General features: G+C 68.5%; 18 protein-coding genes. 5 read left to right on the forward strand and 13 right to left on the reverse strand.

Annotated elements, in window-relative coordinates:
* Window positions 1-574: 574 nt before the first annotated feature.
* The 5 genes from Pla133_RS01530 (at window position 575) to Pla133_RS01545 (ending at window position 5,999) form a co-directional block, all read left to right on the forward strand.
* Window positions 575-1,168: a hypothetical protein gene (locus Pla133_RS01530; protein WP_145061677.1), complete on the forward strand. Its 594-nt coding sequence runs from the start codon at window positions 575-577 to the stop codon at window positions 1,166-1,168.
* On the forward strand, window positions 1,165-2,079 hold the full coding sequence (locus Pla133_RS01535; RefSeq protein WP_145061679.1) for a hypothetical protein: 915 nt from the start codon (window positions 1,165-1,167) through the stop codon (window positions 2,077-2,079). The genes Pla133_RS01530 and Pla133_RS01535 overlap by 4 nt, the downstream gene beginning before the upstream one ends.
* Before the next feature lie 46 nt (window positions 2,080-2,125).
* The gene (locus Pla133_RS25810) at window positions 2,126-2,317 is read left to right on the forward strand and encodes a hypothetical protein (RefSeq protein WP_419195418.1); all 192 of its coding nucleotides are present in this window, start codon (window positions 2,126-2,128) and stop codon (window positions 2,315-2,317) included.
* Between the two features lie 143 nt (window positions 2,318-2,460).
* Window positions 2,461-2,712: a hypothetical protein gene (locus Pla133_RS01540; RefSeq protein ID WP_145168250.1), complete on the forward strand. Its 252-nt coding sequence runs from the start codon at window positions 2,461-2,463 to the stop codon at window positions 2,710-2,712.
* A gap of 35 nt (window positions 2,713-2,747) precedes the next feature.
* Window positions 2,748-5,999, forward strand: a complete 3,252-nt coding sequence (locus Pla133_RS01545) for an MSCRAMM family protein (RefSeq protein WP_145061685.1) — start codon at window positions 2,748-2,750, stop codon at window positions 5,997-5,999.
* A gap of 151 nt (window positions 6,000-6,150) precedes the next feature.
* On the opposite strand, the gene Pla133_RS01550 is transcribed toward Pla133_RS01545, so the two are convergent.
* The 13 genes from Pla133_RS01550 to Pla133_RS01610 all read right to left on the reverse strand — a co-directional run bounded on the left by Pla133_RS01550 (window position 6,151) and on the right by Pla133_RS01610 (window position 20,500).
* Window positions 6,151-9,549, reverse strand: a complete 3,399-nt coding sequence (locus Pla133_RS01550) for a DEAD/DEAH box helicase (RefSeq protein WP_145061687.1) — start codon at window positions 9,547-9,549, stop codon at window positions 6,151-6,153.
* A gap of 221 nt (window positions 9,550-9,770) precedes the next feature.
* Entirely contained in the window at window positions 9,771-10,655 is an 885-nt protein-coding gene (locus Pla133_RS01555; RefSeq protein ID WP_145061689.1) for a F0F1 ATP synthase subunit gamma, read from the reverse strand.
* Window positions 10,652-12,187 (reverse strand): alternate F1F0 ATPase, F1 subunit alpha, encoded by a 1,536-nt coding sequence (locus tag Pla133_RS01560; RefSeq protein ID WP_145061691.1) that lies wholly within the window; start codon window positions 12,185-12,187, stop codon window positions 10,652-10,654. The genes Pla133_RS01555 and Pla133_RS01560 overlap by 4 nt, the downstream gene beginning before the upstream one ends.
* A complete protein-coding gene (locus Pla133_RS01565; RefSeq protein ID WP_145061693.1) occupies window positions 12,177-13,055 on the reverse strand; it encodes a F0F1 ATP synthase subunit delta in 879 nt (292 codons plus the stop codon). Before Pla133_RS01565 ends, Pla133_RS01560 begins: the two co-directional genes overlap by 11 nt.
* 3 nt (window positions 13,056-13,058) lie before the next feature.
* The gene (locus Pla133_RS01570; protein ID WP_145061695.1) at window positions 13,059-13,340 is read right to left on the reverse strand and encodes a F0F1 ATP synthase subunit C; all 282 of its coding nucleotides are present in this window, start codon (window positions 13,338-13,340) and stop codon (window positions 13,059-13,061) included.
* Window positions 13,333-14,064 carry a F0F1 ATP synthase subunit A gene (locus Pla133_RS01575; protein ID WP_145061697.1) on the reverse strand — a complete coding sequence of 244 codons (732 nt, stop codon included), beginning with the start codon at window positions 14,062-14,064 and terminating at the stop codon, window positions 13,333-13,335. Before Pla133_RS01575 ends, Pla133_RS01570 begins: the two co-directional genes overlap by 8 nt.
* On the reverse strand, window positions 14,054-14,344 hold the full coding sequence (locus Pla133_RS01580; RefSeq protein ID WP_145061699.1) for an ATP synthase subunit I: 291 nt from the start codon (window positions 14,342-14,344) through the stop codon (window positions 14,054-14,056). The genes Pla133_RS01575 and Pla133_RS01580 overlap by 11 nt, the downstream gene beginning before the upstream one ends.
* Window positions 14,337-14,669 (reverse strand): AtpZ/AtpI family protein, encoded by a 333-nt coding sequence (locus Pla133_RS01585; protein WP_145061701.1) that lies wholly within the window; start codon window positions 14,667-14,669, stop codon window positions 14,337-14,339. The genes Pla133_RS01580 and Pla133_RS01585 overlap by 8 nt, the downstream gene beginning before the upstream one ends.
* The gene (locus tag Pla133_RS01590; RefSeq protein ID WP_145061703.1) at window positions 14,662-15,051 is read right to left on the reverse strand and encodes a F0F1 ATP synthase subunit epsilon; all 390 of its coding nucleotides are present in this window, start codon (window positions 15,049-15,051) and stop codon (window positions 14,662-14,664) included. Before Pla133_RS01590 ends, Pla133_RS01585 begins: the two co-directional genes overlap by 8 nt.
* Complete coding sequence (gene atpD / locus Pla133_RS01595) at window positions 15,041-16,606, reverse strand: F0F1 ATP synthase subunit beta (RefSeq protein WP_145061705.1); 1,566 nt, start codon at window positions 16,604-16,606, stop codon at window positions 15,041-15,043. Before atpD ends, Pla133_RS01590 begins: the two co-directional genes overlap by 11 nt.
* Window positions 16,603-18,972, reverse strand: coding sequence for a phosphoketolase family protein (locus tag Pla133_RS01600; protein WP_145061707.1), 2,370 nt, complete (start codon window positions 18,970-18,972; stop codon window positions 16,603-16,605). Before Pla133_RS01600 ends, atpD begins: the two co-directional genes overlap by 4 nt.
* The gene (locus Pla133_RS01605) at window positions 18,969-20,180 is read right to left on the reverse strand and encodes an acetate/propionate family kinase (protein ID WP_145061710.1); all 1,212 of its coding nucleotides are present in this window, start codon (window positions 20,178-20,180) and stop codon (window positions 18,969-18,971) included. The genes Pla133_RS01600 and Pla133_RS01605 overlap by 4 nt, the downstream gene beginning before the upstream one ends.
* Window positions 20,177-20,500: a hypothetical protein gene (locus Pla133_RS01610; protein WP_145061712.1), complete on the reverse strand. Its 324-nt coding sequence runs from the start codon at window positions 20,498-20,500 to the stop codon at window positions 20,177-20,179. Before Pla133_RS01610 ends, Pla133_RS01605 begins: the two co-directional genes overlap by 4 nt.
* Window positions 20,501-20,649 lie beyond the last annotated feature (149 nt).

Consider the following 20,649-nt stretch of genomic DNA (forward strand, 5'->3'; position numbering starts at 1 on the left):
CGAAACGACAGGTCGCATTGAGCGGAAACCCGCCGGCACGACGAGTGCACCGTGGACGAGCCTGCTTCGACGTCCATCGAAGAGATCCCGGACCATCGGATTCGACTCCAAGAGCCCAACCTCGAGAACTCGGATCGACCCGGTCGGAGGCACCCGGCTGTGGCGTTCGGGCGCTGGTTGGCTCCAGTGGGCGTCGTCGGTATTGGCGAGAATCGAGCGGGCGCACACGCCAGCAAGTCCGACCTCGGTGCGGGCTTCCGGCTGGTAAGGGCCATCCAGAGGGAGTTTGGAGGCCATTCTGGGGACATTTGAGGGCCATAGCGCCAGACCATCAGGCGGGATCGAGCCCGCCTCTCCCGACCGCCGATTTTGCAACTTCATTGCCAGGGCTTTCTGGGCGGCGGACGATCCTCAACGCCCTCCGCCCGCTGAGCTCGGTTCGCCGCTCGAGCCTTGCCCGCTCGCCATGACGACGCCCCCTCCGTCCGGCATGCAACCCACAGCCCAATCCGCGTTCCAGCCGAGCGCGGACGCGTCCTGGGTATGGTCGCTCGCCGAGCGAGACGCGGGGCAGGTGAGGGAGCGACTCGTCGAACACGATTCGATCCACTTGCAGGCTGGGACGGCCATTCGATTGCGCGAGACGTTCCTCCTGCTCGACCCCGAACGGGTGTTCCGCCGCACCTGCGGCCGGGTCGCCATCGCCGCCGAGCGAGCCAAGGGCGACGCGCCACCCGAAGAGCAGCTCCTGGCCTGGTTCAACGCTCGGATCGACGAGGCCGCGAAAGACTGCCTGAACAAGGACGAACTCGCCCTGCGTGACGGCTTGACCTTCGCCGACGACCTCGTCCACTACGACTTCTTCGTCAAGACCTGCATGGTCATCCCCGAGAACGGCCTCTTCGTCTCGGTCAACTTCAACGGCCTGCCCGCCGACTGCCGGCAGACCTTCTTCGCCCTGTTCATCGACCACCGCTCGATCGCCGAGGCCCTCGAGATGGGACTCGGGCCCGAAGAGCGCCTGCGTCACAACGCCCAGCGCGCCCTCGATGCCGCCGCTGGCATCTCCCCTCGCTCACCAAGCTGGCGCGAAGTCCAAGACGATACGATCGGCCCCTGGTGGGCGCAGGACGACGCCTTCGACGAGCCCGCCAAGGACCAGTCATGACACCCAGCGCACAAGGCCTCAGCCCCGAGCTGCGCGAACTGCTCGGCGACATCGGTAAACAACGCGAGAGCGTCCTGCTCAACGTGTCGCGCGCAGACCTGACCAAGCTCGTCGAACGCCCCGACGAAAGAGGCATCGACCGAAGCATCGGCCGCCTGTCGAACGCGGAGAAGGAGCTACTGGACTGCCGAAAGTTCGAACTGGCATCAGCGATTCACGCGAGAGTCGTTGCGTCGGCCATGGAGGCGCCAGAGCTCTGGAGCCGAGGCTATGTCGAGTCGCGAGTTCGGAGTGCTAACGCGGCGCGTCCGATCCAGACGGAGGAGTTTCAGCTGCCCTCGGTGGTTTCGTCGGATGCACGCGCCTACGACTCGCTCGCAGAGAGCGGCCCGTTGACTCCGCAAGCGGCCAGTCGCGTGCAGTCCCTTGCAGTCAAGCTGGTCCCCACGGTCACCAATCGCGTACTCCTCGGGTATGCGCTCTGGCACGGTGGGTCGGCTGATGCGGCGCAGAGGGTTGGCCGTGGTTCTGCGGCCGACGCCGGAACGATATCCGTGGGCTCCTACGCAGCCGACCTCTTGGCGATGATCGCGTCCGAGAAGTTTGACACCGGTCGCGCTCTGGGTCTCTATCGCCGGTCGAGCATGCTGGATCCGTCCAGAACGGCGCCGCCGCTGGAGTGGATTGCGCAATCCATCTACGTCGGCGATGGCGACGAGGCTGAATCGGCAACCCGTGCAGTCCTGGAGACGGCTAGCGATGAGGTCGTGCTGGAATCCATCTCGGCAGGTCGCACTGCCGCGAAGTCCGACTCGCGTTGGGTGCTCTCCAGCGCTGCTCGCGCCGTCGCCACAAAGCTGGCCGACCATGAAGACAGCCGGATCGCGAGGGTGGCCCATGTCTTCCTTTGAACGACTGAGCGCGGCGACTGTGCTGGCGGTTCTGCTCCTTCTCGGGATGAACTTGCAGCCTCTCGCTCAGGGCGGTGGAGGCGGCCTGCCCCCCAACCTCCAAGGCATCCAACGCAGCAAGATCAAGACGATCCCCGCCGCGTCGCGTTCCAAGAGCGCGCCTCCTCCGCCGACCGTGACGACGCCGGTCGGCACTCCGAACGGCATTCCGGCTCAGCCGGGCGTTCCCTTTGGCTGACCGACGAAGCCGGTGTATGGGACCCGAGCTTGACGATCGGAGCCTTCGCGAGATATGACCGACGTTGGGCCAACTGCTGGAGCCTAGGGACGACTCCACAGGGTGGGCTGAGCAAGGTGGACATCGAGTAGCAGAGGCACGTCATGACATCTCGTGAACGCAGCGTCACGCAGACAGCATTTCTGGTAGCGACTGTTCTTGGTGCGGCGGCGCAGGCCGTCGCTCAAGGGGGCGGTGGGGAGCTCCCCCCCAACCTCGTCGGCATCCAACGCAGCAAGATCAAGACGATCCCCGCCGCGTCGCGTTCCAAGACTCCGCCGCCGCCGCCGACCGTGACGACGCCGGTGAACACGCCGAACGGCATTCCGGCCAAGCCGGGCGTTCGCTTTGGCTGATCGACGGACTTCGGTTCGGCGCGTAGGCTCTCAGGATGAGTCGCCGTGTCCTTTGGCCGGTCGTGGTCATCGTGGTTGCCGTCGTCTTGGCGGTGGTCTCTTCGCAGGGGCTCGATCGGGCCGGTGAGACGGCGGGGGGGATGGCGGCGGAAGGCTCGGGCCAGGGCGCCGCGGCCTCGAGTCTTGGAGCCTCGCCGGTCAAGGTTGGTCCAGCCTCCGCGGAGTCGTCTAGCGCGCGACAGGTGGTGGGCGCGAGTGGCGGCGACGACGTCGCGTCGGCCGTCGACGACGAGGGCTCGCCGCTCGCTGGAGCTCGGTTCGTCTTCACCGCCTGGCGGCTGTCCCATTGGGCCCACGGGCTGTACCCGACGCCCGCTTCGGTCGAGTCCCTGACCGTCGACTCCCAGTTCGCGGCGACGGGCCCCGACGGAGTGATCGAAATGGAGCCCGACCTCGCGCTGCTCTCCGAGGGTGACTACGGAGCGGCGGTCTGGGTCACGCGGCCGGGTTCGCGGGCGGTGGGGCTGGCGGCCAAGGAGGGGCAGGAGGCCTCGCTCCTGGGGCCCAAGGTCGTGCTCGAGGACGCGCCGGTTGGCACGGCCCTCGTCGTCGACGAGAGCGGCGCTCCCGTCGCGGGCGCCGGCGTCATCGCCCGAGCCCACGCCCTGCCCATCGGGTCCGCACTGGAGGTCACGCGGACGACCCACGCGCGGGCGCTCTTCTGGCTCCAGGCGATCACCGACCCCGCCGGAGAGGCTGTTCTGCCCGCTGGTCCCGGGCCGATCGCGGGGCTACCGGATGCGCTGCGAGTCTGCGCGACCACGGCTGACCGGGTCTCCTCCTGGTCCGAGCTCCCGACCGGCGGCGCGGCGCGGCTCGTGCTGCACCCCGCCTTCGAGGTGGCCGGGACGGTCACCGACTACGAGCAGCTCAGCCCGCCCGGATCGATGACCGATGCAGTAGCGATCGAGTGGCGACGGGGTCGCGAATGGGAGCGCTGCGCCGAGGGCATCCTTCGGCCGGAGGGCGGGTTCGGGCCGATCCGCGTGCCCTTCGTGGTCGACGCCGACTACCGCGCGCGCATCGACAGCCAGGCGCTCGAGCCCCGGCCGACGCCGATCGCGGAGGCCGCGCCCGGTGCGTCGATTCAGATCGAGATGCCAGGCATCGTGGGCTGGTGGCTGCGGGTCGACCCGCGCGCGGAGGGTACGGACGAGCTGCTCACGGGCGCGGTCGTCTCCGCGTCCTGGGTCGAGCAGGGCAGTCGCGTTCGCCAGCTCGCCAACGTCGACGGGCGGCTCGACGACGATGGCAAGGGCCCCTTCGCCCTGGTCTGCCTGCCCGACGTCGGGGTGGTCGACCTGCACGTCGAAGCCGAGGGCTTCGCGCCGGTCGAGGTCGCTGGCATCCGCCTTCCGGACCGGGCCTGTGAGACGTTGCGGATCGAGCTGCGGCAGTCCAGCACCTTGGAGGGTCGGGTCCTCGGCCTGGACGGCGAGGCGGACTTTGCCGTCCTGTTGATTCGATCGGCACTGGGGGGGAGGCTGGCTCGAGTCGGAGTCGACCTCGATCGCGAAGGGCGCTTCGTCACCGATCGAGCGACGGTGGGCGCGATCAAGGTCATGGCCGTGGTCGACGGCGCGTGTAGCGACGTCTCCGCCAGCGACGGCGTCGAGCCACGTTCGGTCGAACTCGTCTTCGGGCCGCCGCAAAGCCTGGTCGGCACCGCCGTCGATTCCGACTCCCGCGAGCCCGTGCCCGGGGCGACCCTGTCGCCGGTGGCCTGGTTGGGCGGAGAGGAGTTCAGCGCCGACGACAGCGTCGTCACAGCGGACGCTGCGGGACGCTTCGAGGTCCCGCATCGTCGGCCCGCCGGCAGCTCGCTCGACCTCAGGGTCGATGCGCCCGGCTATCGCGCGGCGACGGTGGCCATTCCCGTCGACAGCGGCTCCGGCGGCGAGCCCGTCGAGTTGGCCCTCGAGCGCGAAGTGAGCGGCGCGATCGTGCTCCTCTCGACGACAGGGATCGACTTCGAAGCGACCTCGTTCAGAGCTTCCGGCCCGACCGAAGTGCCCGCAGGTTGGGTCCCGGCCGACGGCATCATTGCGACCGCCGGCCTCGCGCGGGGGCAGTACGAGGGCACGTTCCACGAGATCGACGACGATCGGGTTCACACGATCTGGTTCTCGGTCGCGACCTCGGACGAACGCATCGACGTGCCGGTGGACGGACCGGGCACGATCCACTTCGCGCTCTCGGCGGAACCAGCCGACCTCGACGGGGCGCGGATCCTGATCGACGGAACGCCGGGCGCGTGCACCCAGCGGCTCAACGTCGACGTCCCCGGCACGACCGTGACGGTCCCTCGGCTGCCCCTCGGCACCTGGACGGCGACCCTCTACGACCGCAACTTCGACAAGCTCGGCGCGGCGACCGTGAGCTTGACCGCGGACGAGCCCGCGCTGCAGGTCAACCTCGCAGTCGAGCCGGCGACCTTCGTGGTCCGGGTTGTCGACGGAGCGGGAGACCCGGTCTCCGCAGCCACGGTCGTCGCCTACACCTGGCAGGGCAAGGAACGCCGCGCCTGGTCGACGACGGGGGAGAGTGGCCAGTTCACCTATCGAGGCGAGGCCGCCGACGAGATCGTCTTCGACGCCTACGCACCCGGACGTGGAGCGGTGCTCGGCGTGCCTTCGACCCGTGCGGTCGATGGCGTGCTCGAGTTGGCGCTGGCGGGCGGCGCCACCGCGGTGGTTCGTCTGGTTGACTCCAATGGCCCCGTCGCTTCGGTGGCGGTGTCCCTGGCCAACCTCAACGGCGACCTCGAGTTCCAAAGTGGCGTGCTCACGGACGCGGACGGGCGCGCCACCTTCGCCGGCCTGGCGCCGGGAAGCGTTCAGGCCACTGTCAGCGATCCGCGCTGGATGCCGACCACGATCCGGGCCGAAGCGGCGGACCCGCCCGCCGAGACCGAGGGCCGTCTCTATCGCCGAGCATCGGCGCGGATCACCGTCGTCGACGCGAGCGGCGCAGCGGTCGAGGGCGCGCGGATCGGTATCCGCAAGGACGCCATCGGCGACTTCGAGCTGCAGCTCTACGCCGCCTTCTACGGCCTCTCGTCGGTGCCCTCGGGGTTCGTGACCGGGCCCGACGGCCACCTCGTCGTCTCCGGTCTGCCGGAAGGGAAGGTCGTGGTGGGGGCCGCCGACGACACGGCTGCCGGCTCGTCGGTCGCCGAACTGGAAGCTCAGGGCGAAGTCGAAGTTCGAGTCGTCCTGGGCAGCTGAACCGGCGAGGGCGAAGGGGCTCCTCCCGCGTCGGTCTCCGGCCGGCTCGGCTCGCGCGACGTGCACGCCCGCGCGCGACGGGCCGAGGGCCCGCCCTGCGACGGTGCTCACGAGTGCGAGCCGGCTTGCCGCTCCTTCGGGGCCCCGCGCCTCAGGTCAGCAGTTGTTGCAAGTCTTCGCGGGTGAGGTCGCGCAGGCCGACGCGATTCTGGCCCAACACGGCATCGGCCAGGTCGCGCTTGGCGGCCTGCAGCTCGACGACTTTCTCCTCGACCGTGTCGCGCGCGATCAGGCGGTAGGCGATCACGGGCTTGGTGCGGCCGATGCGATGGACGCGATCGATGGCCTGGGCCTCGACGGCCGGGTTCCACCAGGGATCGAGCAGGAACACGTAGTCAGCCGCGGTCAGGTTGAGCCCTGCGCCGCCAGCCTTGATGCTGATCAGGAACAAGGGGCAATCGGGGTCGGTCTGGAAGCGTGCGACCTTCTCCTCGCGCTTGCGAGTGCGACCGTCCAGGTACTCGTAGACGATCCCCCGGCCTTGCAACCGATCGCGCACGATCGACAGCAGGCTGGTGAACTGCGAGAAGATCAGGGCCTTGTGACCCTCGGCCAGGACGTTCTCGACGTTCTCCATCAGGAGGTCGACCTTGGCCGAGCTCTCCGCCTTGCGAGCTCGGTCGATCAAGCCCGGATGGCAGGCCGCCTGGCGCAGTCGCAAGAGTGCCTCGAGAACCTGGATGCCCGCTCGCTCGATCCCGAGGTCTTCGATCTTGTCCGTGAGCGCGGCGCGGTAGTAGTCCCGCAGCTTGACGTACTCGCGGCGCTCGGCGCCGGTCAGGTCGCAGTGCAGGACCTGCTCCGTCTTCTCGGGCAGGTCGTCGAGCACTTCGGCCTTGGTGCGGCGCAGGAAGAACGGTGCGATGGCCGACGACAACCGCGCGAGGTCCGGCGCCTCGGCGCCGCGCGCTCCCTGGCCGCGGGTGAACTGCTTGAAGCCGCGCGAGCGCCCGAGCATCCCCGGGTTGAGGAACTCGAAGATCGACCAGAGTTCGCCCAGGTGGTTCTCGATCGGAGTCCCGGACAGGGCCAGGCGCTGTTCGGCGCGCAGCAGGCGCGCGGCCTTGGCCGACTGACTCTGCGGGTTCTTGATGGCCTGGGCTTCGTCCAGTACGACGTAGTCGAACTCGCGCTCGACGAGCTCCGCCGCATCCCGGCGCAGGGTGCCGTAGGTCGTCACCCACAGGTCGGCGTCGTCGGCGTCCTCCGCCCGGTCGAAACGGTCCTTGCCGGTGTAGTCGAGCACGCGCAGCTTGGGGGCGAAGCGCTCGGCCTCGGCGATCCAGTTGAAGACCACCGAGCGCGGCGCGACCACCATCGACGGGCGATCCACGCCGCCCTTGCGCCGACGACCGGCTCGGCGTGCTTCGAGCAGCGCCAGGACCTGGACCGTCTTGCCGAGGCCCATGTCGTCCGCCAGGCAGCCGCCCAGGCCCAGCTCGCGCAGGAAGGCGAACCAGCCCAGTCCCTCGCGCTGGTAGGTCCGCAGCTCGCCGCGGAAACCGCGCGGCTCGCGCTTGGGCGCTACGCCTCGGAAGCCGGCCAGCTTGCGGCGCAGTTGCGCGAAGCCCGCGTCGACGCGAACGCCCTCGCGTTCGGCGAGCAGGGCGTCCAGCAGCCAGCCCTGGTTCCGCGAGAAGCGCAGCTTGTCGCCCTTGGTCTCGCCAGCCAACTCGAGCAGGCCCCAGCTCTCGAGCCAACGCTCGGGCAGGATGCCCACCGAACCGTCGCCCAGCTCCACGGTCTGCGCGCCCTCCCGCGCAGCGGCCAGCAGGGCGGGCAGACTGACGGTGACGCCATCGCCGAAGTCGACGCCACCCTCCAGCTCGAACCAGTCGATGCCGCTCGTCACGGACACGCGGGTCCCGCTGGGCTGGCGCCATTGGTGCCCGCGCGCGTTGACGGTCCAACCCTGGCCGAGCAGGGCCAGGACCAGTTGCTGGAGCTTCGTGCCAGGGACGATGCAGCCATCGGGCTCGTCGTAGTCACCGACGGAGCGGCGGCCGCCCGCGTGCAGGAAGGCGGCGCAGGCCTCGCCCTCGGCCCCGAGGTCCCGCGGCACGAGGCGCCCGGCGCCGTCCGTGGCGAACGCCCCCGGGTGAGTCGCCGCCACGCGCGCTCCGCCATAGTCGAAGCTGATCGCGCATTGGAGATCGGCCGTGCGGCCGAAGCGCTGCTGGGCGGGCTCGACGAACAGGTGTGGGATCGGCGGGGTCTGCGGCGCGAGCTCCAGCCCTTCGATGCGCTCCGGGTCGAAGCCCGGAACCCGGGCCAGGAACTCGATCGCTGCCTTGCGCGCAGCCCACGGAACCAACACCGGTCCCTTCTGGCGCAAGCTCCGCGCGAACTCGACGGCCGCGAGCGGCTCGACGTGGGCCATGCAGCCGCGGGCGAAGAGGAAGCCACCGGGCGTCAACGCTTCGACCGCGCCCAGGTCCAACTCCTCGCCTGCGCGCACGAGCCTGCCAGCGATCTGCAGCTCCTTCCCGTCGGGCAAGGGTTCGAGGGTCGGCGTGAAGTGCCAGGTGGGCTGTTCGTCGTAGCAGTAGGGGCCCAGGCGTTTCCCCTTGCCGTCCCCGCCAGCCACGATCCAAAGCCGGCCCGTACGGGCCAACGCGGGCATCAAGGTGAGGGCGAGCTCCACACTGACCGCGTACTGTCCAGTGCTTTTGGGGGAGGACCAGTAGCGATAGACGTCGCCTCGAGAGCCTGTCAACATGCCGTGGATCCGAGCGTCGACCGGGTCGTCGAACCCTGGGTCCCGCGGCCCGCCCACCGTCGCCGGGCGACCGCCGTCCCACTCCCCGTTCCGCAATCGACGGTGTCGGAAGACAAGGACGATGAGCTCGTCATCCGCGGCTCCAACGGCCGAGACCACGTACCGGATCGTGTGCTCCTGAGCGCCTGCGGCGGTCCAGGGGTCGCGGTACGAGATCAAGGTCCGCGCCAGGGCCGGAGCCAGGGCGAGCTGTCGCGGCGCCGCCGAGCCACGGCTGCCTTCGCCGTCGGCGTCATCGGTCTCGGGTGAACCGACGGAGCCCTCGATCTCTTCCTGGGAGAGCCCGAAGTACTCCAACCACTCGAAGTCGTCATCGTCGAGCTCTTCAAGGGTCGACAAGGACTCGTAGAGAACTTCGATGCCGTCGGGCAGTGCAGGGCCTCGCCGGCGCGACTCGATCAAGAGCAACAGGGCCCAGAGGTGCTTGCACGAACCCGCACGCTCGAACGCGGGGCAGCTGCAAAAGCCGCCGATCGCACAGACCTCGGTCCCTACGATCCAGCGAAAGCCGAGTTCGTACCAGTCTGTCCCCACCATCTCGGTGCGGGCGCCGTCCGTCGAGAAGTCCAGATACTTCTCAGCGGTTCCCGAAAGGTAGTCGCTGGCCCGCTTCCTCGAGCGCGCGTTGAAGTGGTGCGCCAACTCCGATGTGAGCCGGCCCTCGACAACGTCGCTCCGCAGGGTTGGAATCTTGCGTCGACCCACAGCCATGCGGGGGAGTCTAGCGCCGACGTTGCTTCACGCGAATCCCGTACCCGAAGTCCAGAGTCGGCGCCTCCGGCGGACGTCGAGTGTCCTGCAAGTGACGAGGGCAAGCCGGGCGATCCCAGCGCGCCTGCGCGCTCGGGATGACCGCCGAGTCCTCGCAGCGGCCCTCGGGTTCCCAAGCTCGTTGCACTTCTGCCAGGAGAGCGCCCGCGACCCCGCGGGCATCAATCCGACATCGCCTCGAAGCCCGAGACGACGTCGAACAGTTCTTCATCGATGCCGCCCTGACGAAGGCGGTGGAACTCCTCGACGAACTGCTCCAAGAGCCCGTCGATGTTGCGGTCCGCTCGCTCCATGGCGGCCAGGCGACTCGCGTTCTCGCTGGCCAGGGACTCGGCGCAGGCGCGGAAGAGGGAGATGAAGAGGAACTCGTGGAACAGGGCGTGGAGGGTGACGTCGCCTCCTCCGATGACTTCCGCCAGCCCCTGGGTCGGCCACGAGACTGCGGTGCGCGCGCGGAGCCATCGTTCGTCGAGTGGCAGGAGTCGCTGGCTGACGGGTGCGTAGCCGGTCTTGGACGTCGGGCGGTTGTAGAACAGGTGCAGCTCGGCGATGGCGCCGCTGTCGTGGAGCTGCTCCGTTTGGGCCAGGATCGCGCCCACGAGGGGCACGATCGCCTGCACGGATGCGGGGACCGCAAGGTGCTCCTCGGCCGCAATGCCGGCGTCCGCGAGGCGGGCCTGGGCGCGTTCACCGACGCACCAGACCCGGGTTCGCCCAGGGAGGTCGGCGAGGGTCTGCGCGGCGAAGTCGACGACCACTTCGTTGAACTGTCCCACGAGGCCTTGGTCGGAGCCGAAGACGACGGCGCCGATCACCGCGGCGCCGCCGGGCGCCAGAGGCTCGCCGCGAGCGGACGTCGTCCCCGGCTGTCGGAAGCACACACCGAGGGCCAACTCCACCGTCCGATAGTAGTTCGCCAGTGCGACCACCGACTGCTCGTACTGTCCGATGCTCGACGCGGCCAGAGCCTTCATGGTTCGAACAACGGATTGGAGGTCACCGGAACTCTCGATCTTCTTGCGGAGGCTCTCGATGCTGTCGCTCATGAGTCGGACTCGGGCCGGAACGGTGTGAGCGCCTGCTCGGCTAGCGTCAGGATCGATTCGCGGTCGTCGTCGGCGAGACTCTCCGCGCCATCGAAGCGCTCGACCAGCTCGGCCGGGAGTCCCTGCGCGGCCTCGCGCACCGCCCGCTCGGCGGCGGGCATCTGGCCGAGCGGGACGGTGTCGAAGAGCCCAGCGCTCAAGGCGAGCAGGACCGTGATCTGGCCCGGGACGGAGACGGGAGCGAGCTCGGGCTGCTTCAGGCAGGCGCGGATGCGGCGGCCATGCTCGATGGTCTTGCGACTGCTGTCGTCCAGCTGGGCGCCGAAACGCGCGAAGGCCTCGAGCTCTTCGAACTGGGCGTAGGCGAGCTTGAGGTCGCCCGCGACGACGCGGTAGGCCGCACGTTGCGCCTTCCCGCCGACCCGGGAGACCGACTTGCCGACGTCGATCGCCGGCAGGATGCCCAGCTCGAACAGGGACGGCGAGAGGTAGATCTGGCCGTCGGTGATCGAGATCAGGTTCGTCGGAATGTAGGCCGAGATGTTCTGGGCCTCGGTCTCGATGATCGGGAGTGCGGTGAGCGATCCACCGCCGAGCTCCTCGCGCAGGTGCGTGGAGCGCTCCAGCAGGCGTGAGTGGATGTAGAAGATGTCGCCCGGGAAGGCCTCCCGTCCCGGCGGGCGCCGCAGGAGCAGCGAGAGCTCGCGGTAGGCGCGCGCATGCTGGGTGAGATCGTCGTACACGATCAAGACGTCGCGGCCAGCTTCCGCGAAGTGCTCCGCGATACTGGTCGCTGCGTAAGGCGCGATATAGGCCAGGCCGGGGGCCTGGTTGCCCTCGGCGACCATCACGACCGTGTGCGCCAGGGCGTTGTTCTCACGCAGCACGGCCACCGCCTTGGCAACGGCCGAGGCGCGCTGCCCGATCGCGCAGTAGACGCACACGACGTCACGGTCGCGCTGGTTGATGATCGCGTCGATGGCGATCGCCGTCTTGCCGGTCTGGCGATCCCCCAGGATCAACTCACGCTGCCCGCGGCCGATCGGGATCAGGGCGTCGACGACCATCAGGCCCGTCTGGAGCGGCGTCACCACGGGCGCCCGATCCATGATCGGCGTCGCCGGCCGTTCGATCGGCAGACGTCGGTCCGAGGTGACCTCGCCACGTCCGTCGAGGGGACGACCGAGCGGATCGATGACTCGCCCCAGCAGGCCCTCGCCCACTGCGACGTCCATCACTCGACCGGTGCGCTGGACCTCGTCGCCGGTGTGCAGCTGATTGTGCTCGCCGAGCAGGACCACGCCGATCTCGTCCGGGTCCACGTTGAAGGCGATCCCGAACAGGCCGCCGGGGAACTCGAGCAGCTCCTCGAAGCCGGCGCCGGGTAGGCCCGAGACCCTCGCGATGCCGGTGGAGACGGCGCTGACCACGCCGATCTCTCGTGGCCCGAGCTCGGGTGAGAATTGCTCCCGAGCGTCCCGCAGGTTCTGGAAGGTCCGCTCGAGGACCGACTGAAGCTCGTCAGGAACCATCGGCGATGGCCTTCTGCGCGGCCGGGGTCGGTAGGGCCGGGGCAGCACCATCGACAGCCACCCCGTCGAGAGCCGACTCGTCCGTGGGCAGTGCCGACCCTTCGGACTCGAGCCCCTCGTCTACGAGGTCGCCCACGCTCTTCGCCAGGGACCGCAGGTACTCCGCGATGCTCCAACCCAACTTGCATCCATTCGCGCTCAACTCGATCCCGCTCACGAGGTCGGGCGATGTCTCGAAGCGCAAGGGCACCTCCATCGAGAAGGTCACATCGAGCGCCTTCTGAATCGACGCCCGCTGGTCCGAGGACAGCTCTGCGACGGATCGAACGAGCGCAGGGGCCTCGTCCGACGCCAAGGCCTTGGCCAGCTCGTCCTTCGCTTCGCCCTCGAGCTCGCGCAGCCGGCCGATGAAGACTTCACAGATGCGCTCCTCCAGGCTCGTCGTCGCGAGGTCTGCAAGTGCCTTGCGCGCGATCGCGAAGACCTCTTGCTGTGCCTGGCGCGCGAGCGCCTGGTGCAGGCTCCGTGCCTCGCTGCGCCGTGCTGCTTGGCGCCTGACGCTCAGGGCGTCGGCCTTCGCGCGGGCCTCGGCCAGCAACCGCTCGCCCTCGGCCGAAGCGGCCTCCCGCACCTTGGCGGACCGGGCGTCACGCTCCCGGTCGAACTCGGCGTTCTTGCGGTCGAACTCCTCTCGCTCGCGGCCGGCCTCGTCCCGCTTGGTGTCGGCATCGGCCAAGACCGCGGCGACCCGCGCATCACGCTTCGCGATCGCGTTCAGGATCGGTTTGTAGAGGAAGCGCTTCATCAACCAAACGAGCAGCGCGAAGTTGACGGCCTGGGCGACGACGGTGAACCAGTCGATCAGCATGGGTCACTTCCCGGCGGCCTGGGCGACGAAGTAGTTCCAGAAGGGGTTCGCGAAGATCAGGATCATCGAGACCACGAAGCAATAGATCGCGGTCGACTCGATCATCGCCAGACCGACGAACAGGGTGCGGGTGATGGTCGCGGAGGCGTCGGGCTGCTGGGCGAGCGACGTGAGCGCCGTCGCGACGGCGCGGCCCTCGGCCAGCGCCGGGCCCATGGTCCCGAAGCCCGTGGTGATGCCCGCGATGACGATCGACGTCATTGCGATGTAAGCGCTGCTATCCATGGACGAGTCCCTCTGTGGCGATTGGTTGTTCGGGTTCGGATTGCCCCTTCGCGTCCGGCTTGCGCGCGCGGGTCGCTGCCGCGATGTAGACGGCAGCCAGGATCGCGAAGATGTAGGCCTGCACGAGCCCGGTGAGCAGGCCGAGGACCGTCATCACGACCGGGAACAGGAACGGCGTGATCGTCACCAGGATGGCGAGGATCATGGCTCCGCTCATCATGTTGCCGAACAGGCGCACGGCCAGCGCCAGGGTGCGCGAGGCCTCGCTGATGATGTTGAAGGGCAGCATGATGAAGGTCGGCTCCATGTAAGACCGCAGGTAGCCGCCGAGCCCTTGACCGCGGATACCGAACCACGGCACGGCAACGAAGACGGTCAACGCGAGGGCGACCGTAGTGGAGAGCGAAGCCGTCGGTGACTCGTAGCCGGGGATGATCGTGCAGAGAGCCGCGGTGGCGACGAACAGGAACAGAGTCCCCAGGAAGTCGAGGTAGCGCCGCGGGTCCTTCAGGCCGACCGTCTCGATCTGCTGCTCGATACCGGTGACGACGATCTCCAGCAGCGACTGCCAGCGGGAGGGCCCGACATCGTCGGTCAATCGGCGCGTGATCAGCCTCGAGCCGACTGCCAGCACCAGCATCAGGGCCCAGGTGAAGGCGATCGTCGCGTTGAGCTTGAAGACGCCGTATTGCCAGAAGACGATCTGATCGGGACTAAGTTGCAAGGCTCGCCTCCGGAAGTGCGCGCGCCGATCGGGACACGATCAACCTGGCCATGAGGAAGCCGACCATGCAGGCCAGCAGGCGCTGCCAGTGTCCGCCCGCGACGAAGTAGAAGCCCAGGAGCAAGAGCGCCGTGCGCACGATCAGGCTGCCGAGGAACCAGAGCGCCGGGTGTGTGCTGGAGAGGCCGCGCTGGATCGTCCAATAGAGCCCGGCGAAGAAACCCGCGCCGAGGGCTCCGCCCGACGCACAGGCCAGTGCGATCCCGGCGACGTCATGCATCGCGGTCACCGCGCTGTTCCGCCATGGCCCGGTCCTCTTTCGCGACCCAGTACCACGCATTCAGGCAGCCGATCATCAGACCGGCGAGCAGCATGGACAGGGTCCATGAGAAGGCACCCGGTTGGCTCCGATCGAGCCAGATGCCGAACGCCGCGCCGGCCAGGGTCGGGACGACAACCGACCATCCGACCAGGCCCATCATGCCCAGCCCGAACCAGACGTGAGACGGGTCCTGCCGGGCCTTCAACTTGAGGCGGGCCTTGGACCCGACCTGCTCGGCGAGGGTCGGGAGCTGCCTGGGCTTGTCGCGCTTCTCGTCATTCATGGCGAAACGCCCCGAAACGGTGAAGGAAGCCGGACTCCAGCCGGGCCATCGTGGCGCGGACCTCGCGTTCGCGTCGGTCGACGGTCAGGAACTCCTTGGCGACAACCTCGTGCAACCGAGCGAGGTCGGCGTCGACCACTGCCCGGCGCACGGAGACGGAGACGTTCAGCCCGGCTTTGACCAGGACGCCCTCGTCCACGGCCACGAAGACCTCGCCGCCCGCTTCGGTCTCGTAGGTCAGGATTCCCGGGACCAGCGCGGCGACGCAGTCGAGGCGTCGCGGGAGCAACCCGAAGGAGCCCGCATCGGTCTCGGCCACGATCCGCATGACGGCGGTCTCCTCGGCGAAGATGCCGAAGGGCAGCAGGAGCTCAAGATGCATCAGCGGTTGCGGCACGGGACAGCTCCTGCTGCGGCTCGGGGGCGGGAGCGTCGACGGGGGCTTGTGCTGTCTCCAAATGGGTCGCAGTCGACGCATCGGTGTTTGATTCATCGCCGTCGACGCCGGCACCCGGCGAATCGCCGGCGCCGTCGGTCGGCGGCTTCACCGCTTCCGAGATCGGCCCGATCATGTAGAGCGCGCTCTCCGGATAGTCGGCGTACTCGTCGCGTAGGATCGCCTCGCAGCCGTCCAGCGTGTCTTCGAGGCTGACCAGCCGGCCCTCGTGACCCGTGAACTGCTCCGTCGTGAAGAAGGGCTGGGTCAGGAAGCGCTCCAGCCGGCGAGCGCGACCGACGATCTTGCGATCCTCGGCCGAGATCTGCTCCAGGCCGAGCATCGCGATGATGTCCTTGAGGTCAGCGTACTGCGCCAGGGTGCGCCGCATCTGCTGTGCGAGGTCGTAGTGCCGCTCGCCGACGATCCCGGGGGTCGCCATCTTGGAATTCGATTGCAACGGATCGATGGCCGGGTAGAGCCCCTCGCTCGCGCGTTTGCGCGACAGCACGATCGATGCGGAGAGGTGCGAGAAGGTATGCACCGCAGCCGGATCGGTGAAATCGTCAGCGGGCACGTAGACCGCCTGAATCGACGTGATGGCGCCGTTCTCGGTGTTCGCGATGCGCTCCTCCAGACCCGCCAACTCCGTACCCATCGTGGGCTGATAGCCCAGCCGCGAGGGCATCTGGCCGATCAGTCCCGAGACCTCCATCCCCGCTTGGATGAAGCGGAAGATGTTGTCGATCAACAGCAGTACGTCTCGGTGTTCGTCATCCCGGAAGTACTCCGCCATGGTGAGCGCGGCGTGCCCGACGCGGAAACGGCTGCCCGGGGGCTCGTTCATCTGCCCGAAGACCATCACCATGTTCGGCAGCACGCCGGCGGCGTCCATTTCGCGGTAGAGCTCCTCACCCTCGCGACTGCGTTCGCCGATGCCGCAGAAGAGGCTGACCCCGTCGTGGTGGCCGACCATGTTGTGGATCATCTCGGTCAGGAGCACCGTCTTGCCGACGCCGGCGCCCCCGAAGAGGCCAGCCTTGCCGCCCCGCTCGAGCGGGACCAGGGCGTCGATCAACTTGATGCCGGTCTCGAAGATCTGCGATTTGGTGGAGCGGGTCGCCAGGGCCGGTGGCGCCCGATGCACCGAACGCCAGGTGACGTCGGCCAGCTCCGGTCCGCGGTCGATGACATTGCCGAACACGTCCAGCATGCGGCCCAGCACGCCCCTGCCGACCGGCGCCTCGAGCGGGCCGCCCGTGTCGATGACGACCATCCCGCGCGCCAGGCCCTGGGTGGGGGTCAGGGCGATCCCGCGCACGTGGGACCCGTCGCGCTGGGCGAGCACCTCGATCACGATCTGATCCCGCTCGCCGGCCCGGAGCAGCGCGTAGATCGGCGGCAGCGCACCGTAGAAGCGAACGTCCACGACGCTGCCACGGACGGAAACGACCGCCCCTAGGTTCGGTGCTGCCACAGACGCCGCGCTCGTCGGGGTCATGGGTGCTCGCTCCAGGTCCAGTTGCGGACTTCGGGCAGGTCCTGGCCGTGCTCCTCGATGTACCGGCGGTGCTCGACCAGCTTGTCGGCCAGGCGTCGCTGCAGGGCGGCGCCCGCCTCGCTCTTCTCCGGCAGACGATCGATCGTCTCCATCACCAGGTGGAAGCGATCCATATCGTTCAACACCGGCATGTCGAACGGCGTCGTGATGGTGCCCTCCTCCTTGTAGCCCCGGACGTGGATATTGCGGTGGTTGGTGCGGCGGTAGGTCAGGCGGTGGATCAGCCAGGGGTAGGCGTGGAAGGCGAAGATCACCGGCTTGTCGACGGTGAACAGCTCGTCGAAGTCCGCGTCGGAGAGGCCGTGCGGGTGCTCGGTCTGGGGCTGCAGCTTCATCAGGTCCACGACGTTGACCACTCGAATCCGCAGCTCGGGCAGGTGCTCGCGCAGGATGCTCACGGCCGCCAGGATCTCGAGAGTCGGGACGTCGCCGCAGCAGGCCATCACCACGTCGGTAGCCCCGGCCTGGTCGTTGCTGGCCCATTGCCAGATGCCCGCGCCGGCGGCGCAATGGGCCTCGGCGGCTTCCATCGACAACCACTGGGGTGCCGAGTGCTTGCCGGCGATCACGACGTTGACGTAGTCCCGACTGCGCAGGCAGTGGTCCATCACCGAGAGCAGGCAGTTGGCGTCCGGTGGCAGGTAGACCCGCACCACCGAGGCCTTCTTGTTCATGACGTGGTCGATGAAGCCCGGGTCCTGGTGGGTGAAGCCGTTGTGGTCTTGGCGCCAGACGTGCGAAGCCAAGAGGTAGTTGAGCGAGGCGATGCTGCGCCGCCAGGGGAGCTGGGCGCAGACCTTCAGCCACTTGGCGTGCTGGTTGAACATCGAGTCGACGATGTGCACGAAGGCCTCGTAGCAGTTGAAGACGCCGTGCCGACCGGTCAGCAAGTAGCCTTCGAGCCAGCCCTCGCACTGGTGCTCGCTGAGCATCTCGACCACGCGGCCGTTGGGCGCGAGGAACTCGTCGTTCGCGGCGGTCTCCGCGTCCCATTGGCGATTCGTCACCTCGAACAGGGCTTCGAGTCCGTTGGAGAGCGTCTCGTCGGGGCCGAACACTCGGAAGTTGCGCTGCTCGGCGTTCTTGGCCGCGACATCGCGAAGGAAGCGCCCGAGCACGTGCGTGTCGCCGATGCCCCGGGTGCCGTGCGTCGGTACCTCGATCCCGTAGTCGCGGTAGTCCGGGAACTCGAGGTTCCGCAGCAACAGCCCGCCGTTTGCGTTGGGGTTGGCGCCCATGCGTCGCTCACCCGCGGGCGCAAGCGCGGCTAGCTCCGGCAGCAGGCGGCCCTGGGCGTCGAAGAGCTCCTCGGGCCGATAGCTGCGCAGCCAGTCTTCCAGTAGGCCCAGGTGCTCGGGGTGTCCGGCCAGATCCTTGATCGGGATCTGGTGTGCGCGAAAAGTACCTTCGATCTGCAGGCCATCGACGAACTTCGGTCCCGTCCAGCCCTTGGGCGAATCGAGGACGATCATCGGCCAGGTCGGACGGGTGCGATTGCCGCCCTCGCGCGCCGCCTGCTGGATGCTTCGGATCTGGCGCGCCACCGCGTCGAGGGCGGTGGCCATCGCCTCGTGCATCAGCTCCGGCTCGTGCCCCACCACGAAGTGGGGTTGCCAACCGTAGCCCCGCAGGAGTTGCTCGAGCTCCTCCCGCGGTATGCGAGCCAGGATCGTCGGGTTGGCGATCTTGTAGCCGTTGAGGTGCAGGATCGGCAGCACCGCGCCGTCGGTCGCCGGGTCGAGGAACTTGTTGGAGTGCCAGGCAGTGGCCAGGGGCCCGGTCTCCGCCTCGCCGTCACCGATGACGCAGGCGACGATCAAGTCGGGGTTGTCGAAGACCGCACCGAAGGCGTGGCTGAGCGAGTAGCCGAGCTCACCCCCCTCGTGGATCGAACCCGGGCACTCGGGCGAAGCATGGCTGGGGATGCCGCCGGGGAAGGAGAACTGCTGGAACAGCCTCTGCAGGCCGGCCTCGTCCCGACTGATCTGCGGATAGACCTCGCTGTAGGTGCCCTCCAGATAGGTGTTGGCCACCACGGCCGGGCCACCGTGCCCGGGACCGGACACGTAGATCATGTCCAGGTCGAGCTGCTTGATGACCCGATTCAGGTGGGCGTAGATGAAGTTCTGGCCAGGTGTCGTGCCCCAATGGCCGAGCAGCATGTGCTTCACGTCGCCCAGCTCCAGCGGTCGCCGCAGGAGCGGATTGGCGTGGAGGTAGATCTGGCCCACCGAGAGGTAGTTCGCGGCGCGCCAGTAGGCGTCGAGCCGGTGCAGGTCGTCGGGCCCCAGGGTCTTGCTGGTCATGGGCGGGGACCGGGAGGCGAGTCGAGGTCGAGCACGCGAGTCACCGCGCGGGCGATCATGGCCTCCTCGTCGGTGCGGATGACCCTGACCGTCACGCGGCTGTCAGCCGACGAGATCACGGCCGCGTTCGCCGCGTTGCGTTGCGGATCGAGCTCGAGACCCAGGAAGCCGAGCCCCTGGCAAGCGCGCTCGCGCACGGCTGGCGCGTGCTCGCCGATCCCTCCGGCGAACACGAGGGTGTCGAGTCCGCCCAACGCGGCGGTGAGGGAGCCGATGCGCTTCTTGGCCTGGTAGCAGAAGTTCGCGACGGCCTCGGCGGCCCGCTGATCGGTGGCTTCCAGCTCGAGGAGCTCGCGCATGTCGGAGCTCGTCTCGGACAGACCGAGGAGGCCCGATTCCCGCTGCACGAGCTGTTGGAAGCCCTCGATCGAGCGGTCCTCGATCCGCGCGAGGTAGGCGACGAGTCCGGGGTCCAGGTCACCGGAGCGCGTCGCGCCGGGCAGGCCGGAAGCGGGCGTGAACCCCATGCTGGTGTCGATGCTGCGACCGGATAGAACGGCCGCCATGCTCGCGCCGCTGCCGAGGTGGGCCAGGACCACGCGACCGCTGGTGGCCGCGTGGTCGCCCAGTCGCCGCAGCTCCTGCATGAGGTAGGCGTAGGAGAGGCCGTGGAAGCCGTAGCGCTGGACTCCGAGCGCCTGGTAGCGCCGGGGAATCGGGAGGACGCGCGCGACGCGGGGCATCTCGGCGTGGAACTCGGTGTCGAAACAGACGACCTGCGGCAGGTCGGGTCGCCGCGCCGCGATCTCGTGGAGCAGGCTCAGTTCGAGGGGCAGGTGCTCCGGGTCCTCGGGCGCCTCGCGCTGGATCTCCGCCAGCAGATCGTCGGTTGCCCGTTGCGCCTCGCAGTGCGACATGCCGTGCACCAAGCGGTGCCCCACGGCCTGCACCGAGTCGAATGAGGCCTGCTGCTCCAGCCAGTCGATCAAGACCGCCGACGCGCTCTCGCGGACGAAGGGAGCTTCGATCTGACCTTGGGGCGGATCACTGGCCGGGTCCGTGTAGCTCAGCATCGCCCGACCTGCACCGTCCCAGGCGATCTGGCCGTAGAGCAGGCGCTGCAGCGGTGCGCCGATCTGGAACAGCGCGAACTTGATGCTCGACGAGCCGCCATTGATCGTCAGGAGCGTGGGGGCGTGGTCGCTCATGGCCGCGATCCGGGGTCGGGCGGTTCGAAGGTCGCGGGGCTCGCCCGCGTGAAGGGGCAGCCTGTGTGGAGCACCCCGCGGATCCCGACGTGCGCGATGGTCTCCAGGCGCTTCGGCGCGCTCTCGATCTTCAGCACCTGATCCGTCGGCACCTGGACGAGGGCGCATGGGGGTGTCGTGCCTACCCACTCGCACTTGCCGTGGGTCCACCCCGGGCGGAGCTGCAGTTCGCCGAGACCCAGGATCAGATCGGCGATGGGCGCGGCCGGGGGCACAACGGCCTCGACGACGACGGCTCGCGCGGCTTCCGAAGCGCACATGAACGCTCGAGATGGGTCGCGCGCCTGGGCGGCAGACACCGGAACGAACAGCGCTGGAGTCGCGGCGGTCTTCGCGCTCGAGGGCGACTCGAGGGCCGTGGGCGGGTCACAGATCGCAAGCTGCGTCGCGGTGGCGCGGTCGCAAGTGT

The organism is Engelhardtia mirabilis (assembly GCF_007748095.1).
Taxonomy (GTDB): Bacteria; Planctomycetota; UBA1135; order UBA1135.